This window comes from Nocardiopsis sp. NPDC006832, from assembly GCF_040635885.1.
In the GTDB taxonomy this organism is placed as follows: Bacteria; Actinomycetota; Actinomycetes; order Streptosporangiales; family Streptosporangiaceae; genus Nocardiopsis.
In genome coordinates, this window is sequence record NZ_JBEYLC010000002.1 from 41,767 (window position 1) to 57,245 (window position 15,479).

16 protein-coding genes are annotated in these 15,479 nt (G+C 70.4%); 3 read left to right on the forward strand and 13 right to left on the reverse strand.

The features are described 5' to 3' along the window. Positions 1-17 precede the first annotated feature (17 nt). Both hemL and ABZ717_RS01200 read right to left on the reverse strand, forming a co-directional pair. Complete coding sequence (gene hemL / locus ABZ717_RS01195) at positions 18-1,313, reverse strand: glutamate-1-semialdehyde 2,1-aminomutase (protein WP_358503631.1); 1,296 nt, start codon at positions 1,311-1,313, stop codon at positions 18-20. Positions 1,314-1,511: 198 nt separating this feature from the next. Continuing rightward, on the reverse strand, positions 1,512-2,174 hold the full coding sequence (locus ABZ717_RS01200) for a phosphatase PAP2 family protein (RefSeq protein ID WP_358503634.1): 663 nt from the start codon (positions 2,172-2,174) through the stop codon (positions 1,512-1,514). Between the two features lie 274 nt (positions 2,175-2,448). Here ABZ717_RS01200 and rraA point away from each other — a divergent pair, with 274 nt between their 5' ends. Then, positions 2,449-2,931, forward strand: a complete 483-nt coding sequence (rraA, locus tag ABZ717_RS01205; RefSeq protein ID WP_358503637.1) for a ribonuclease E activity regulator RraA — start codon at positions 2,449-2,451, stop codon at positions 2,929-2,931. Between the two features lie 63 nt (positions 2,932-2,994). On the opposite strand, the gene ABZ717_RS01210 is transcribed toward rraA, so the two are convergent. The 3 genes from ABZ717_RS01210 to ABZ717_RS01220 are packed head-to-tail and all read right to left on the reverse strand — an operon-like array spanning position 2,995 to position 5,317. Next, on the reverse strand, positions 2,995-3,762 hold the full coding sequence (locus tag ABZ717_RS01210; RefSeq protein WP_358503640.1) for an ABC transporter: 768 nt from the start codon (positions 3,760-3,762) through the stop codon (positions 2,995-2,997). Beyond that, positions 3,759-4,658, reverse strand: a complete 900-nt coding sequence (locus tag ABZ717_RS01215) for an ABC transporter ATP-binding protein (protein ID WP_358503643.1) — start codon at positions 4,656-4,658, stop codon at positions 3,759-3,761. The genes ABZ717_RS01210 and ABZ717_RS01215 overlap by 4 nt, the downstream gene beginning before the upstream one ends. Beyond that, positions 4,655-5,317 carry a hypothetical protein gene (locus ABZ717_RS01220; RefSeq protein ID WP_358503646.1) on the reverse strand — a complete coding sequence of 221 codons (663 nt, stop codon included), beginning with the start codon at positions 5,315-5,317 and terminating at the stop codon, positions 4,655-4,657. Before ABZ717_RS01220 ends, ABZ717_RS01215 begins: the two co-directional genes overlap by 4 nt. A 255-nt stretch (positions 5,318-5,572) precedes the next feature. Between ABZ717_RS01220 and ABZ717_RS01225 the strand changes: the two genes are divergently transcribed. Together ABZ717_RS01225 and ABZ717_RS01230 are read left to right on the forward strand one after the other, a co-directional pair. Then, a complete protein-coding gene (locus ABZ717_RS01225; protein WP_358503649.1) occupies positions 5,573-6,859 on the forward strand; it encodes a sensor histidine kinase in 1,287 nt (428 codons plus the stop codon). Continuing rightward, positions 6,856-7,503 (forward strand): response regulator transcription factor, encoded by a 648-nt coding sequence (locus ABZ717_RS01230; RefSeq protein ID WP_358503652.1) that lies wholly within the window; start codon positions 6,856-6,858, stop codon positions 7,501-7,503. The genes ABZ717_RS01225 and ABZ717_RS01230 overlap by 4 nt, the downstream gene beginning before the upstream one ends. A 6-nt stretch (positions 7,504-7,509) precedes the next feature. Here the strand turns inward: ABZ717_RS01230 and ABZ717_RS01235 are convergent, their stop codons facing one another. The 8 genes from ABZ717_RS01235 to ABZ717_RS01270 form a co-directional block, all read right to left on the reverse strand. Beyond that, on the reverse strand, positions 7,510-8,163 hold the full coding sequence (locus ABZ717_RS01235) for a bifunctional DNA primase/polymerase (RefSeq protein WP_358503655.1): 654 nt from the start codon (positions 8,161-8,163) through the stop codon (positions 7,510-7,512). A 92-nt stretch (positions 8,164-8,255) separates the two neighbouring features. Continuing rightward, positions 8,256-9,254: a porphobilinogen synthase gene (gene hemB / locus ABZ717_RS01240; RefSeq protein WP_358503658.1), complete on the reverse strand. Its 999-nt coding sequence runs from the start codon at positions 9,252-9,254 to the stop codon at positions 8,256-8,258. A gap of 51 nt (positions 9,255-9,305) precedes the next feature. After that, entirely contained in the window at positions 9,306-10,997 is a 1,692-nt protein-coding gene (locus ABZ717_RS01245) for a uroporphyrinogen-III synthase (protein WP_358503661.1), read from the reverse strand. A 193-nt stretch (positions 10,998-11,190) separates the two neighbouring features. Next, entirely contained in the window at positions 11,191-12,147 is a 957-nt protein-coding gene (gene hemC / locus ABZ717_RS01250) for a hydroxymethylbilane synthase (RefSeq protein WP_358503664.1), read from the reverse strand. After that, positions 12,144-13,655, reverse strand: coding sequence for a glutamyl-tRNA reductase (locus ABZ717_RS01255; protein ID WP_358503667.1), 1,512 nt, complete (start codon positions 13,653-13,655; stop codon positions 12,144-12,146). The genes hemC and ABZ717_RS01255 overlap by 4 nt, the downstream gene beginning before the upstream one ends. Positions 13,656-13,797: 142 nt before the next feature. Continuing rightward, positions 13,798-14,493, reverse strand: coding sequence for a redox-sensing transcriptional repressor Rex (locus tag ABZ717_RS01260; RefSeq protein ID WP_358503670.1), 696 nt, complete (start codon positions 14,491-14,493; stop codon positions 13,798-13,800). Positions 14,494-14,884: 391 nt separating this feature from the next. After that, positions 14,885-15,151, reverse strand: a complete 267-nt coding sequence (locus ABZ717_RS01265; RefSeq protein ID WP_358503673.1) for a glutaredoxin family protein — start codon at positions 15,149-15,151, stop codon at positions 14,885-14,887. 46 nt (positions 15,152-15,197) lie between these two features. After that, positions 15,198-15,455, reverse strand: coding sequence for a MoaD/ThiS family protein (locus ABZ717_RS01270; RefSeq protein WP_358504068.1), 258 nt, complete (start codon positions 15,453-15,455; stop codon positions 15,198-15,200). Positions 15,456-15,479: the final 24 nt, after the last annotated feature.

A 15,479-nucleotide genomic window follows, 5' to 3' on the forward strand; every position in this document is an offset into this window, starting at 1 on the left:
GCGGGGTTCGGGCGTGATCAGCCCTGGGCCTCGGCGGCGGCCCGGGCCGCCTTCGGCAGGGCGGAGACCACCTGGTCGATGGCGTTCTCGTCGTGCGCGGCCGAGAAGAACCAGGCCTCGAACGCGGCGGGCGGCAGGTACACGCCCTGTTCGAGCATGGCGTGGAAGAACGCCGCGAACACCTTGGTGTCGGTGGCCCGAGCGGTGTCGAAGTCGACGACGTCCTGGTCGGTGAAGAAGACCGTGAACAGGTTGCCGCCGTTCTGGACCCGGTGGGTGACCCCGGCGGCGCCGAGCGCCTTGGAGACCTCGGCCTGAACCTGTGTGGACACCCGGTCGATGTGTTCGTAGACCGCCGAGGTCGCACCACGCAGGGTGGCGAGGCCCGCCGCCGTGGCCAGCGGGTTCCCGGACAGCGTGCCCGCCTGGTAGACGGGGCCGTTCGGGGCGAGCCGGTCCATGATGTCGGCGCGTCCGCCGAAGGCCGCGGCGGGCAGTCCGCCGCCCATGACCTTGCCGAACGTCACCAGGTCACCGGCGACCTCCTCCAGGCCGTACCAACCGGAGGTACTGACGCGGAAGCCGGTGAGGACCTCGTCGAGGATCAGCAGGGCGCCGTTGGCGTGCGCGATCTCCTTGAGCCGGGCGTTGAATCCGGCGCGGGGCGGGACCACGCCCATGTTCGCCGGGCAGGCCTCGGCGATCACGCAGGCGATCTCGTCGCCGTGCTCGGCGAAGGCCCGTTCGACGGCCTCGACGTCGTTGTAGGGCAGCACGATGGTGTCCGCGGCGCTGGCACCGGTGACACCCGGGGAGTCGGGCAGCGCGAAGGTGGCGAGACCTGAACCGGCGGCGGCGAGAAGGGCGTCGACGTGGCCGTGGTAGTTGCCGGCGAACTTGATGACCTTGCCGCGCCCGGTGAATCCGCGGGCGAGGCGGATCGCGGACATGGTGGCCTCGGTCCCGGAGTTGACCAGGCGGACCTTCTCGACGGAGGTGCGTTCCACGATCAGCTCGGCGAGTTCGACCTCACCGGGCGTCGGGGCGCCGTAGGAGGTACCGGCCGCCACCTGACCGTGGAGGGCCTCCACCACGGAGGGGTCGGCGTGGCCGAGGACGAGCGGCCCCCAGGAGCAGACGAGGTCGACGTAGCGACGACCGTCGGTGTCCGTGAGGTAGGGGCCCTCGCCCTTGACGAAGAAGGGCGGGGTGCCGCCGACGGCGCCGAAGGCGCGGACGGGCGAGTTCACGCCGCCGGGGACGACGGCGGCCGCCCGCCGGAAGAGCTCTGCGGAAGTCTGTTGAGTACCCACCTCACCAGTGTCTCAGCTGTCCCCTCCACCGCGACCGTGACCCACCCCGCACTTCGTGCCACCTGGGCTCCGGGTACCCGCTCGATCACGCAGGATGACGCGTACGAGCCGGTAGACGTCGGTGCCGGGCTCCGGACCCGCGGGGAGACGAACATGTGCCCTGCTCCGGGAATGGAGCAGGGCACACGGGTTCGGGGTCTACGCCTTGGCGTGCGTGTCCTGCCGAATGGCCTCGTGGCCGGGGCCGGGGACCGGGGGCTTGGCGCGCAGGAGGGGGCGCAGCGCGTCGATCTCCGCGAGCCGGTCGACGAGGAAGGTCATCGGGCGGGCGGCCAGGAGGGAGACCAGGGTGGCGACGATGGCGCCGACCAGCAGGCCGACCGTGACGTCGTGCGGGTAGTGGGCGCCGACGAAGACCCGGGAGAAGGCCTCCAGGAAGGCGAAGACGGCCGCGACGACGGCGAAGCGGCGCCAGGCGATGATGATCGCGGCCGCGGCGGCACCGGCGATCGCGGAGTGGTTGCTGGGGAACGACCAGTCGCCGATGGGATCACAGGTGGCGATGACGCTGAGGTCCGTCATGGCCTGACAGGGCCGCATCTGTTGGAAGAACGACTTGATCGTCACGCTGACGAAGTAGGCGATGACGGTCGCGACCGGGGCGAAGAGCGCCAGGCCGACTCGGCGCGAGTCGACCGATCGGGCCTTCCACCAGGCCATGAGGAACAAGAGCGCGAAGACACCGAGGAACAGGTCGGTGCCCAGCTCTGCCGCGGACTGCATCCAGGGGTCGAGTCCGGCGGCGAAATCGATCACGGCTCGCGACCAGGCGGCGCTGATGGCGAAGATCTCGGAGACCATCTCTCTCCATTGGGGTCGTACGGGGGAGAAGAGTCGCTCAAGCGGCAGGGAAAAGGCTGGGCGACGTTCCGGTGACGGAACTCCCACGGTCGAATGACGGGAAGCCTTCATCCTGTCATCAACCGGAACCCCGCAGGGCCGTACTACGCCGAAATCCGACGAAGGCGCACGTCCGGTCCGATGTAGGAGACACGCGACCCCGACGAACGCCCTCGGCACTACCGCTGAGTAATTTGGACGGGCCCATCCGTCTCTCCCAGCGACCGGAGCTGTCATGGCCACGAACTTCACCACCGCGGACCTGATCGACGACCACGGCGACACCCTGCGCAGCTGCTCCACACAGTTCCGCCGCTACGGCGGCCACGACGTGTTCTCCGGGCCGATCCGCACCGTGCGCTGCCACGAGGACAACGGCCTGGTCAAGCAGATCCTCGCCTCCCCCGGCGAGGGCGCCGTCCTGGTCGTGGATGGGAACGGCTCGCTGCGCACCGCCCTGATGGGCGACATGATCGCGGAGTCCGCCGTGCGCAACGGCTGGGCCGGGGTGGTCATCAACGGCGCGGTCCGCGACACCGTCGCCCTCGGGGGTCTGGAGCTGGGCGTGAAGGCCTTGGGCTCCAACCCGCGCAAGTCCGTGAAGGACGCGGCCGGTCGGCAGGACGTCCCGGTGACCTTCGGCGACGTCACGTTCGTCCCCGGCGAGTGGCTCTACAGCGACCACGACGGCATCGTCGTCAACGAGACACGGATCTGAGACGAATCAGACATGAACGATGGGGGCCGGAGAAGGCCCCCATCGTTCACTTACCGACACGAATCAGATCTCTCGGGCACCGCTCCGGTTCAGCGCGAGGGCGAGGGCCCCGACGGTGAGCACGACGGTGGTCGCGATCGCCGGGAGGAGGTCGCCGAGCGGCGCGCCCACCGCCGGAAGCACCATCCCCTGGAGCAGGGCGCCGGGCGCCCACTCGGCCAGGAACGGCAGGCTCCCCGCCCCGGCGCAGACCACCAACACCAGGACGGCGATACCGACCACGGCGAGCGCGTTGCGGACCAGGGACGACGCCAGTGCCACCACCGCGACCACGAAGACCATGTACACCCCGCCCAGCAGGGCACCGAGCATGGTCGCCGGCAGCGGCGGCCCGTCGAAGAACATCGCGGTGAACGCCCAGGCCACGAGTGCCCCCACCAGGTGCGCGAGGACGGCGGCGAGTGCGGGCAGGACGACCCGGGGCAGGATCAGTCGCGCCGTCCCCGACACCCTGGACCGGTAGAAGACGGAACGGCCGGGGGCGGCGTCCACCGTCAGGGCCATGGCCGCCACCAGCACCACGAGCAGCACTCCCAGGGGCGCGACCAGTTCGACGTGGGAGGCCAGGGCGTCGCCGGCGGTCATCGTCGGGACCTCCAGGTCCAACGCCGCCAGTTCGCCCTCGGGATCGGCCAGCCGGAGCAGGTCCTCCATGAAGTAGGCGGTCAAGGGTCCGACGGCACCGGAGGCGGTGAAGGCCAGGACCAGCAGGAGCAGGGTGTGCGTGCGCAGCAGTCGGAGGGCTTCGAGCCGGTAGAGGGTGCCGTTCATCGGTCCGTCCTGTTCGTGAGGGAGAGGAAGACCGACTCCAGGTCCTCCTGGTATCCGTGGAGGCCGACCAGTGGCACACCGTGCTCGGCGAGGGCTCGGGGGATCCCCGACTCGCCCGCGGTCGCGTCGACGGCTTCCAGGAGCACGCAGTCCTCCTCGACCGCGTCCGCCCGGGTGACCCAGTCCTCGGCGGCCAGGAGCGCGGCGAGGTGGTCGGCCCGCCCGCGGATCCGCAGATACCAGGCGTTGGGGCGCCCCTGGTCGGCGATGTCGGCGACGGGGCCCTGGTGGACCACACGGCCCCCGACGATCACCACGACGTCGTCGCACACTCTCTGGACGTCTCCGAGTAGATGACTGGCGAGGATGACGGTGCACTCCCGACGCAGTTCGGTGATGAGGTCGAGGATGTCGGCCCGGCCCCGGGGGTCGAGCCCGGAAGCCGGTTCGTCGAGGATGAGCACGTCCGGTCGGCAGACCAGGCCGGCGGCCAGACCCAGTCGCTGCCGCATGCCCCGGGAGAACCTCCCGTTGCGACGGTCGGCGGCCTCCGTGAGCCCCACCCGCTCCAGGGCCCTCGCCACCTCGGCGGGCCCGGCGGGCGCCCCCACCATTCGGGCGCTGAGTTCGACCACCTCGGCGGCGGTCAGCCAGGGTTCGAAGTCGGGTACGTCCGGGCAGAACAGGATCCGTTCCGCGTGGGAACGCACCCTTCCGCTCCCCGGAGCGCGGGTTCCGGCGAGGATCGACAGCAACGTGGTCTTTCCGGCCCCGTTCGGGCCGACCACCCCGAAGACCCGCCCTTCGCGGACGGACAAATCGATGTCGAAGATCCCCGTGTTCGTCCCATAGGACCGGGTGAGTTTCTCGACCCCGATCATTTCGTCAGTACTCATGAGTCACTCCTCGAATCGTTCTTCCGGTTCCGTTCTCCGATGAACGGAACGGCACAGCCCACGAGGATCACCGGACCGATCAGACCGGTCGCGTAGGCCGCCATGACCGGTTCCCCCAGGAGGAACCCGGTCGCCCCCGCCACCGAACCGACCAGGACGATGCCCGCGCTCACCGGCCGGCGCGCCCGCTCCCACCAACGGGCGGCCGGATCGTCGCTTCCCCGAGCCGCGCGCAGCAGCGGGACGATGAGCCCGAGCCCCACCAGGAAGAAGGCGAGGACCGCCGCCATGAGGTGGTCGTTGGACGGCCAGGTCGCGTGGCCCGCTTCCCACAGGAGCAGCACCGTGTGCAGGGCCGCCAGGGCCAGGGACAGCAGCGGGAGCAGAAGGTTCAGGAACCGCCGCAGTGAGGGCGCCGACCACGGTGTCCCCTGTCCCGACACCCGTTGGAACCGTTCGCCCAGCGCGGGCAGGAAGGCCACGGTCGGCACGACGAGGAGGGTGACCGCCGGCATCGCCATCGCGAAGAGCGGGCGAGGGGTCATCGTGGGTTCGCCGGAGAAGTCGACCTTCCCGCTGGGGACCATCGCGGGAAGGTCCGCCCAGACGGCGGCGCCGACCCCGAGCATCAGCAGGGACAGGAGTACGGAAATCGTCACCCCCGCCCTCGGGAAGAGGTTTCCCTCCCTTTCCTCGGCTTCTGTTTCCATCTTCCCATCGACCCTTCCTGGTCCCTGAATTCGGCTACAGGTGAAAAGGTAGAAGGGAAGGGCGTGGGCCCACATCGACCCACGGACATGGCGGGGTCACGTCTTTCCCGGCTTCGGAACATGCCGGAGGTCATGGTGACGAACATGCCGATGCCATGACCTTCCCGAGGTCCCCACCGACCATTTCCCGGTTACTCTCAAGAAATGAAGAAGTCCGACGCTCCGCCCGATCTCTCCGCCTGGGTGGCTCTGCGTGGAAACCGCCCCCCGCGAGTGTTGAACCTGCTCTTTTGGATGGCGGTCCTCACCACCATGCTCATGTTCGGGGTCGCCTTCCTCGCCGGCGGCGCGGAGGAGCTCCGGACGACGGACCCCCTGCTCATCGGCTACCTGGTCGCCGGCGCGGTGGGCCTGGTCCTGTCCTGCGCCCTGTGGCCGTTCCTGCCCTGGAGCCCGCGGACCTCATGGGCGGGCCGGGCCGCCACCGTGCTCTTCCTCCTGCTCAGCCTGGGCACGATGTTCATCAGCAACCACACCACGTTCCTCCTGGTGTGCGTGGCCGCGATGAACGCCGTGGCCGTCTTCGGCATCGCCGGACTGCTCGGGTACGCGGTGCTCCTCATCGTGTTCTCGATGACGACGGTCCTCCTCCCCGGGATGCCCCTGCTGGTCGGGGTGGCCCTGGCCATCGGACTGACCATGCTCGCCATGCTGTCCGGGGCGGCCTACGTGGCGTTGTCGGTCGCCGCGCAGCGCGCCGAGCGCACCCGGGAACTCCTTCGCGAGTTGGCCGGCGCCCACGAGGAGCTGCGCCGCCACGCCGACCGTGTTCGGGAGCTGACCGTGGCCGAGGAACGGGCGCGTATGTCCAGGGAGATGCACGACAGCACCGGGCACTACCTCACCGCCCTGACCATGTCGCTGTCCAACGCCCTGCGCTTCCGCACCGCCCGCCCCGAGGACGCATGGACCGAGGTCGAGCAGGCCCGTGAACTGGCCCGTGAGGCGCTCACCGACACCCGGCGTTGGGTGCGCGCCCTGCGCCCGCTCCGGTTGGAGGGACGCGCCGGAACGGCCGCCATGCGCGCGATGACGGAGTCGTTCTCCGGGGGCGGGGTGCGCATCGACTTCACCGAGGCCGGTTCCTGGCCGCGTCTGCCTGAGGAGGCCGAACTGGTCTGCTACCGCACGCTCCAGGAGGGGTTGACCAACGCGATGCGCCACTCGGGCGCGGATCGGATCGAGGTGAAGGTCGAGGCCGCCCCCGAAGGTGTGTCGGTGACGGTGACCGACAACGGCGTCGGGGCGGGCGATGACGTCCTGTGTTCCGGCTTCGGCCTACGGGGGTTGCGCGAGCGGGTGTCGGCGGTGGCGGGCTCGGTGACCGCCGGCGGCCGGACCGGCGGTGGTTTCCGGCTGCGGGTGGAGGTGCCCTGCGAACCCGGAACAGTCGACCGTCCCGCTACCGTGGCCGCCGGGGGTGGCCTGTGAACACGGTGTCCGTACTGGTCGTGGACGACCAGATCCTGCTGCGGCAGGGGCTGCGCAAGCTGTTGGAGATCGAGGAGGGCATCGAGGTCGTCGGCGAGGCCGCGGACGGTGTCGAGGCCTTGGGACTCCTGTCCGCCTCACCACCGCCGAACGTGGCCCTGGTGGACGCCAGGATGCCGCGCATGGACGGCATGGAGCTGATCACCAGGATGCGCGAGGAACACCCCGGGGTACCCGCGCTCGTGCTCACCACCTTCGACGACGACGAACTCGTGTTGGGCTGTCTGCGCGCCGGCGCGCGCGGTTACCTGCTCAAGGACGTACCACCCGAAGAGCTGGTGGCCGCCATCCACCGGGTGGCCGCCGGCCAGACCATCCTGGGCGGGCCGGCCGCCGAACGCCTGGTCGCCGCGTTGAGCGTGCCCGTCCCGGTCGAACCGGAACCGGCCGCTCCCGCGGCGCTGTCCGACCGGGAGTGGGAGGTGGCACGGCTGGTGGGCGAGGGCCGCACCAACCGGGAGATCGCCCGCGCGCTGTTCATCACCGAGGGCACCGCCAAGAACCACGTCACCAGCATTCTGCGCAAACTGGGGCTGCGCGACCGCACGGCCCTGGCCCTGCGGGTCGGCCGCGGCGAGGGCTGAACCGGGTCAGGTCGCGGAGAACTCCTCGCTGGCGTCGGCCAGGATGTCCAGCACCGCGATGGGGTCGGGGAGGATCACGGGGTCCTCGGAGTCGCGCGGGGCGCGGATCCAGGTGACGCGACCTCCCGAGGCGAGCACGGACGGGGCGCCGAGCACGAAGCTGTCCCGGCAGTGCCAGCGCAGGCCCGGCATCTCCTCCACGGCCTCGGGGACACAGTCCAGGTGACACGACCACCATTCGTCCTCGTCCATCGGGGAACGGGTGGCCACGAAGAACAGGTAGCGCGAGTCCAGGGCCGCGACCGGGCCGGCGGGTACGCCCCGGCGTCCCATCCGCGCCAGGGCCATCACACCGGCCTCACTGGGCACGTCCAACACGTCGAAGACCCGACCGGTGGGCAGCACCACGTTCGCGTTCGGGTCGATGGTCCACCAACGACGGATCTTGTCGGAGTCGGTGCTGGCCTCCACGCCCCAGGCCGCGGTGGTCGGATGCGCGGCCGGGTCGGGACATCCCATGCGGTCACAGGTACAGGACCGGTCCTGCCCCGGGGCGGCGCCCCGGACCACGGGCCAGCCCAGTTCGGCGTAGCGCAACGCCGACTCCAGCATGCTGTCCGTGGTGCGGCGACGCTTCCGGCGGTACAACACATCGGCCATCTGAGCTCCCCGGTCGACTTCGGTGCGGGCGCGGCCGGTTCGATGTGGCTCGGCGCCCGGTGGCCGCGACCGGGGCGAAAGCCTTGTGCGTGTCAGCGCAGTAGCCGTGCCGCCTCGGTGGCCCAGTACGTGAGGATCTGTTCGGCCCCCGCGCGTCGGTAGGAGGTCAAGGTCTCCAGGATCGCCCGCTCCCGGTCGAGCCAGCCCTTCTCCGCCGCCGCCTCGATCATGGCGTACTCGCCACTGACCTGGTAGGCCGACACGGGTACCGGAGCGGACTCGGCCACTTTGGCCACCACGTCGAGGTAGGCCAGGCCTGGTTTGACCATCACCATGTCGGCGCCCTCGGCCACGTCCAGGGCCACTTCCCGCAACGCCTCACGGACGTTGCCGGGGTCCTGCTGGTAGCCGGAGCGATCTCCGAACTGCGGGGCGCCCTCCGCGGCCTCTCGGAAGGGCCCGTAGAACACCGACGCGTACTTGGCGGCGTAGGCCAGGATCGGCACCTGAGCGTGACCGGCCCGGTCCAGGCCCTCCCGGATCGCCGCGACCTGGCCGTCCATCATGCCGCTGGGCGCGACCACGGCGGCGCCCGCCTCCGCTTGGGCGGCGGCGATCGACGCGTACCGCTCCAGGGTGAGGTCGTTGTTCACGTGCCCATCGTGCTCCAGCGGGCCGCAGTGACCGTGGTCGGTGTACTCGCACAGGCACAGGTCGGCCATGACGACGATGTCGTCACCGACCTCGGCGGCCAGGTCGCGCAGGGCCACCTGCACCACACCGTCCGGGTCGTCGGCCTGCGAACCGACGGAGTCCTTGTGTTCGGGGATGCCGAACAGCATCAGTCCACCGACCCCGGCCTCGACGGCCTCGTGCGCGGCCTTGCGCAGGCTGTCCCCGGTGTGCTGCACCTGCCCGGGCATCGAGGAGATCGGCACCGGTTCGGTGAGTCCCTCCTTGACGAACATGGGCAGGACGAGGTTCTCCGGCAGCACCCGGGTCTCCGAGACCAGGCGACGCAGCGCCTGCCCTCGGCGCAGGCGGCGCGGCCGGGCGACGGGGAACGAGGCGTCGTGGTCACCGAAGGTCATGGAGAGCTCCCGGGTCGTGGGACGGAAGAGGTGAGGTGGTCCTGGGCGCGCTCAAAGCTTGCGGCGGCGACCGCGACGCTTCTGGCTCGGCTTGAGGACGGGCTTTCCGGCGTCGATCGCTTCTTGGCGCTTGGCGGCACCGTACTCCGAAAGTGCCTCCACCAAGGCCGAAACCGAAGCCTTCGGTGCGACGACGTCGACACGCAGGCCGAATTCGATGGCGGTCTGCTCGGTCTCCCGGCCGATCACCGCGATGGCGGTGGTGTTGTGCGGCTTGCCGGCGATGCCCACCAGGTTACGGACCGTGGAGGAGGACGTGAAGAGCACGGCGTCGAAACCACCGCCCTTGATGGCCTCACGGATCGGCTGGGGCGGCGGCGCGGCCCGCACGGTGCGGTAGGCCGTGACGTCGTCGACCTCCCATCCCAGGTCGGTGAGACCGGCGGAGAGGACCTCGGTCGCGATGTCGGCACGTGGCAGCAGGACCCGCTCGATGGGGTCGATCTCGGCGTCGTAGGGCGGCCACACCGACACCAGGCCCCGGCTGGACTGAACGTCCTCCGGCGGCGCCAGGTCGGGCTCGATGCCGAAGTCGCGAACGGCCTGCGCGGTGGCGTCGCCGACCACGGCGACCTTGACTCCGGCGAAGGCGCGGGCGTCCAGGCCGTAGGACTGCAGTCGCTCGCGGATGGCCTTGACCGCGTTGACGGACGTGAAGGCGACCCACTGGTAGCGGCCGGTGACCAGGCCGCGCACGGCCCGCTCCATCTGCTGCGGGGTGCGGGGCGGCTCCACCGAGATGGTGGGCACCTCCTCCGGCACGGCACCGTGGTTGTGGAGCTGTTCGGACAGGGACGCGGCCTGTTCCTTGGTTCGAGGCACCAGGACACGCCACCCGAACAGCGGTCGGGTCTCGTACCAGGACTGTTCGGCGTGGCGGGCGACCGGGGCACCGACGATCATCAGCGCGGGCGCGGTGACGTGATGGTTCTTGGCGTCGGTGGACTTGAGTTCGGAGACCAGCCGGGCCAGCGTGGAGATCACGGTGGTCTGTCTGGTGGTCCCACCGGCGCGGACCACGGCGACCGGCGTGGTGGCCGGACGGCCACCGGCGATGAGGGTCTTGCAGAGTACGTCGAAGCCGGGCCCCTGGTGCTCGGGCGCCTCGCCCACGGGGGCGTCCGCGCCGAGGATCACCAGTGGCGCGTCACTGGCCGCGGCCTCCTGCCAGTCGACCTCCTTGCCGCCGTGCGGGCGGGCGTGCAGGACGCGCAGTTCGGGAGCGCCCTCCCCCATCAGCGAGATGCCGGCGAAGGTGGGCACCGAGGTGATCGAGGAGACGCCGGGCGCGACCTCGACCTCGACGTCGGCCTCCTTGCAGGCGGCGACGAGCTCGGCTCCTCGGCAGCCGAAGAACGGGTCCCCCGAGTACAGGCGCACGACCCGCTGCCCCTCACGGGCGCGGGTCAGCACGAGGGTGTCGATGTCGCCGCCGCACTCGGCGGCCTCCACCACGGACACGTCCTCGCGGCAGTGGGAGAGCAGGTCCCGCCGGAAGGCGGCCAGCTCCTCCCCCGCGGGCTCGCGAGGGGGGATGACCACGTCGGCGCGGCGCAACAGCTCGGCGCCGCGCAGCGTCAGTAGCTCGGCTCCTCCCGGGCCGGAGCCGACCAGGGCCACGTGACCCGGTTCGCGCGTGCTGCGACGCGGTTCCTCCGGAAGGGGGTTGGCGTTGGCGTTCACGTACTCGCTCCTCGTATGTGGGTCGCCCGCCTCCCGGGGCGCGGTCTCCGGGACGGTTGCGGATGAGGCGACCCGCGCGGGTCTTCCGCGACAGTCTTCCGCGCCGGTGGCCGGCGCTGTCCCGAATGGTCTCCAGTGCCGCGTCGGTCAAGGTCCACCCCGTCGTAACGGGCGAAACCCGACCGAAGCGACGCTAGGGGGTGTCCCTTTCGGCGAAGGCCTCCGCGACGATGCGGTCGGCGCCCTCGGCGATCATCTGTCGGGCCAGGTCGCGACCGAGCGCGATCGCGGTGTCGAGGTCGTCCGGGGAGGAGATCTCCACGGTGCGCTCACCGCGGATGGCGGTGGAGCCGTTGGTGGCGACCACGGCCGCGCGCAACCGCAGGCCGCCCTCGCCGTATTCGGCGAAGGCGCCCACCGGGGCCGCGCAACCGGCTTCGAGCTCGGCCAGCACGACGCGTTCGGCGACGACCTCGGCCCGGGTGGGCGCGTGGTCGACGGCGGACAGGTAGGAGAGGTCGCCTTCGGCGCGTTCGGTGGAGCACTCCACGGCCAGGGCGCCCTGGCCCGGGGCCGGCAGCATCCGCTCGGGATCGAACACGTCGGTGACGGCGTCGCGACGGCCCACTCGGCCCAGCCCGGCGTAGGCCAGGATGACGGCGTCGAGTTCACCGGAGGTGACCTTGCCCAGGCGCGTCTCGGCGTTGCCCCGGATGGGCACGTAGACCAGGTCCGGACGCAGCGCGGCCAGCTGGGCGACGCGGCGCGGTGAACCGGTACCGATCTTGGAGCCGGCGGGGAGGTCGTCGAACTTGAGCCCGTCGCGAGCGCACAGGGCATCGCGTGGGTCGTCGCGTTCGGGGATGGCCGCGAGGACGAGTCCGTCCGCGGGGGTCGTGGGCAGGTCCTTGAGGGAGTGCACCGCGAAGTCGATGTTGCCGGCGGTCAGTTCGTCGCGCAGCGCGTTGACGAACACTCCGGTGCCGCCGAGCTGGGTCAGGTGGGCCTTGGTGACGTCACCGAAGCTGGTGATGAGTTCCAGCTCGATGGCCTGGCCGGTTCGCTCGGTGATCGTGTCGGCCACGATCTGGGACTGGCTGGTCGCCATGGTGCTGCGGCGGGTGCCGAGCCTGGCGGGTGTGGCGCTCATGCGTTCTCCTGTGCGGTCCGCGCGGTGTCGGGCCGTCCGGGCGCGACCGTCCTTCGCGGAGCCCGAGGCTTCTCTGTGGTCCGTGCGTCGAGGTCGAACAGCCGGCGCAGCGCGGTCTCGTAGGACTCCCCGTCGGGGGACGCGGCCAGTTCCTTGACCCTCACGGTGGGTCGGTGCAGCAGTTTGTCGGCGACGCGACGCATCGCGCGGCCGATCTCCTCGCGGGTGCGGTCGTCGAGGTCGTCGGGCAGCCGGCCGTTCAGGCGGGAGAGCTCGGCCTCGACGACCTCGCGTGCTTGGGAGCGCAGGGCGACGACGGTGGGCGCGACCTGGTCGGCGCGGCGCACGGCCCGGAACTGGTCGACCTCCTCGTCGACGATTCCGCGCACGAGTTCGAGGGCGCTGGAGCGACCGGGGTCCCCGTCCGCCGCGTCGGCCGAGGCCGCCTGACGCAGGTCCTCGATGTCGACGACGCGGACGCCGTCCTGCTCGCGAACGGCGGGGTCGATGTCCCGGGGCAGCGCCAGGTCGAGGAAGACCAACGGTCTGGTGCGGCCCTTGGTGGCGGCGGCCACCTCGTCGGCGGTGAGGACGTATCCCTGGGCGCCGGTGCAGGAGATGACGAGGTCGACGTCGGCGAGGGCGTCGATGGCGTCCATGAACGGAACGGTGCGCGCGTCGACGGTGTCGTAGGCCTCGTTGAGGCACTCGGCGAGGCGGGCGGCGCGCTCGTGGGTGCGGTTGGCGACGGTGACCGTGCGGGCGCCCTGGCGGGCGACGGTGTTGGCGGACAGGGCACTCATGGAGCCGGCGCCCAGGACCAGGACGCCGGTACCGGTGAGCGGACCGGAGGGCAGCACGGCGCTGAGGGTGCGCGGAGCCTCCTCGCCCGGTTCGGAGGGGCCCTGTCCGGACATGGGGCAGCCCGCGGGCGGGGTGACGGCGGAGACCGGCATGTCGGGACTGGGGGTCACCGCGAGGCCGCGGGTGGCGACGCTGAGGCCGAAGGCGACCATGTCGGCGCCGGCGTGGTCGAGGTGGGTCTCGGTGTGGGCGCGCTTGCCCACGCGCAGGGCGCGCTGCCCGAGGTCGTTGAGGACCCGGCCGACGGTTCCGGTCTCCTGGCCGTCCTTGAGGGCGTCACGGACCTGGCCGAGGATCTGGCCCTCGCCGACGACCATGGAGTCGAGGCCGCAGGTGACGGAGAACAGGTGTTGGACGGCGCGGTCGTCGTAGTGCACGTACATGTGCTCGGAGAGCTCGCCCAGGCTCACGCCGGTGTGCCAGGACAGCAGCTCGGTGATGGCCGCGACCCCACCGTGGTAGCCCTCGACGTCGGCGTAGATCTCCGTGCGATTGCAGGTGGAGACCACCATGGCCTCGTTGACCGCGTCGGAAACGACCATCTCCCCGACCGCCTTGCTCCGTGTCTCTCCGTTCAACGAGACACGTTCGAGTAGCGCCACCGGCGAACTCCGGTGGCTCAACCCCACGGCCAGGACACTCATCCGCACTCCTATGCAGGCACTAATGCAGGCTTTATGCCTCTCCATGTTCGGGTAGGACCGAGGACCCCTGTCGTCAGCCCCCCGAAACGCGGCGCACGCTCGCTCTTCGCCACCGCCTGTGCGGGTCCGAAGGACCCTGTGTCTATGTCACTTCCAGCCCTGCCCGTTCCGCGCCCGGGCCGTCGACGTCGGCCCTTCGTTGCGCGTGGAAGGCGAGGATCTGGAGTTCGATGGACAAGTCGACCTTACGCACATCGACCCCGTCCGGCACATTCAGCACGACGGGGGCGAAGTTGAGGATGCTGGTCACGCCCGCCTCGACGAAGCGGCCGGCCACGCCCTGCGCGGAACCGGCCGGAGTGGCGATGACCCCGATGGACACACCCTTGTCACGTACAACCTCCTCCAGGTTGTCAATATGCCTCACGTCCAGGGACGCGACCGACCGTCCGACCACTTCCGGGTCGGCGTCGAGCAGTGCCGCGATACGGAACCCGCGGGTGCCGAACCCCCCGTAGTTGGCCAACGCGCGTCCCAGGTTGCCTATGCCGACGATGGCCACCGACCAGTCCTGCGTGAGACCAAGTTCACGCGATATCTGGTACACGAGGTACTCGACCTCGTACCCGACTCCGCGCGTTCCATAGGACCCCAGGTGCGACAGATCCTTGCGGAGCTTCGCCGAGTTCACGCCCGCGGCTCCGGCCAGGTCCTCGGAGGAGACGGTGGCGGTGCCACGGTCCTGGAGTGCCTGCAGGGCGCGCAGGTACACCGGGAGTCGGGCGACGGTGGCCTCCGGGATGCCCCTCTCCCGGGGACGAGGCGGGCGACTGATCACAGGCGGGCGCTCCAGGGGGAGGTCGGTTCGGGCGGGGTTGCGGGACGCGCCCGTCCCCGGCCGCGTCGGCCACCGGATCCGTGCGCTTCCCCCGACCTACGTGATGTTCGGTGACCCCAGATTACGCGCTTGTGAAAGCACGCACAAAGTGGGGTGGCATGTGAAGCCCATCAGAGGAGTTCACACAAATGTTCGCCTCGTGTCCGTCCGGAATGCGGGGATCACAACCTCCGCATTCCGGACGGACGAAAATGCCCACCACCCCCCGTTAAGGACGTTCGAGGGGCGATGGGGACGAACGACACCGGCGCGCGAAAGCGCGCGACGAAGCGACTCCGACAGAAGATCGAGAAACCGGGGGAGGTGCCCACGAACCGCTAACGGACGCGGTTCAGCCGGAGAGCGCCGAACGCAACCGTCCCTCCGACACCCGCCAGAAGTCGTGCCGACGACCGTCCACGAAGGTCACCGGGATCTTGTCCCAGTACTCCTCCCGGTCGGCCGCCGAGACCGCGTCCAAGGACTCCTCCGCCCGATCCACCCCGAGTTCGTCCGTCACACGAGTGATCACCGACCACGCGTCCTCGCACAGGTGGCATCCCTGCCGACCCAGCATCACCACGCGCGCCTTCCCCGTCCAGGCCGGGGTTTCCGTCATGTTCCGCTCCGATTCCACACCTGCGTTCGGGCCCTCGGCCCTCGGCTCACCCACCCGCGAAGGGCGGTAGGACCTCGATCACAGTCCCGTCCGTGACCGCCACCTCACCATGCGCGCGCTTGCCGACCGGGCGTTCGTCCACCAGCAGCGACGAAGACCCGAGCACGCGCTGGAAACGGTCGTCCGGGTGCAGCCGACGCGCCGTGTCGAGGGCGGTTTCCAACGTGTCCGCATCGAGCGTGTCCTCGGCCGTTCCGGCCGCTTCCTTCGCCGATGCCCAGTACCTGATAGTGCACTTCGCCATCTGTTGATTATCCTTGGTGTTGCT

Excerpts from the sequence above, each read along its gene's own strand:
- hemB (WP_358503658.1), bottom strand. The coding sequence starts at position 9,254 with ATGACCTTCGGTGACCACGACGCCTCGTTCCCCGTCGCCCGGCCGCGC.
- ABZ717_RS01270 (WP_358504068.1), bottom strand. The coding sequence starts at position 15,455 with ATGGCGAAGTGCACTATCAGGTACTGGGCATCGGCGAAGGAAGCGGCC.
- ABZ717_RS01200 (WP_358503634.1), bottom strand. The coding sequence starts at position 2,174 with ATGGTCTCCGAGATCTTCGCCATCAGCGCCGCCTGGTCGCGAGCCGTG.
- ABZ717_RS01265 (WP_358503673.1), bottom strand. The coding sequence starts at position 15,151 with ATGACGGAAACCCCGGCCTGGACGGGGAAGGCGCGCGTGGTGATGCTG.
- ABZ717_RS01210 (WP_358503640.1), bottom strand. The coding sequence starts at position 3,762 with ATGAACGGCACCCTCTACCGGCTCGAAGCCCTCCGACTGCTGCGCACG.
- ABZ717_RS01235 (WP_358503655.1), bottom strand. The coding sequence starts at position 8,163 with ATGGCCGATGTGTTGTACCGCCGGAAGCGTCGCCGCACCACGGACAGC.
- hemC (WP_358503664.1), bottom strand. The coding sequence starts at position 12,147 with ATGAGCGCCACACCCGCCAGGCTCGGCACCCGCCGCAGCACCATGGCG.
- ABZ717_RS01255 (WP_358503667.1), bottom strand. The coding sequence starts at position 13,655 with ATGAGTGTCCTGGCCGTGGGGTTGAGCCACCGGAGTTCGCCGGTGGCG.
- ABZ717_RS01225 (WP_358503649.1), top strand. The coding sequence starts at position 5,573 with ATGAAGAAGTCCGACGCTCCGCCCGATCTCTCCGCCTGGGTGGCTCTG.
- rraA (WP_358503637.1), top strand. The coding sequence starts at position 2,449 with ATGGCCACGAACTTCACCACCGCGGACCTGATCGACGACCACGGCGAC.
- ABZ717_RS01215 (WP_358503643.1), bottom strand. The coding sequence starts at position 4,658 with ATGAGTACTGACGAAATGATCGGGGTCGAGAAACTCACCCGGTCCTAT.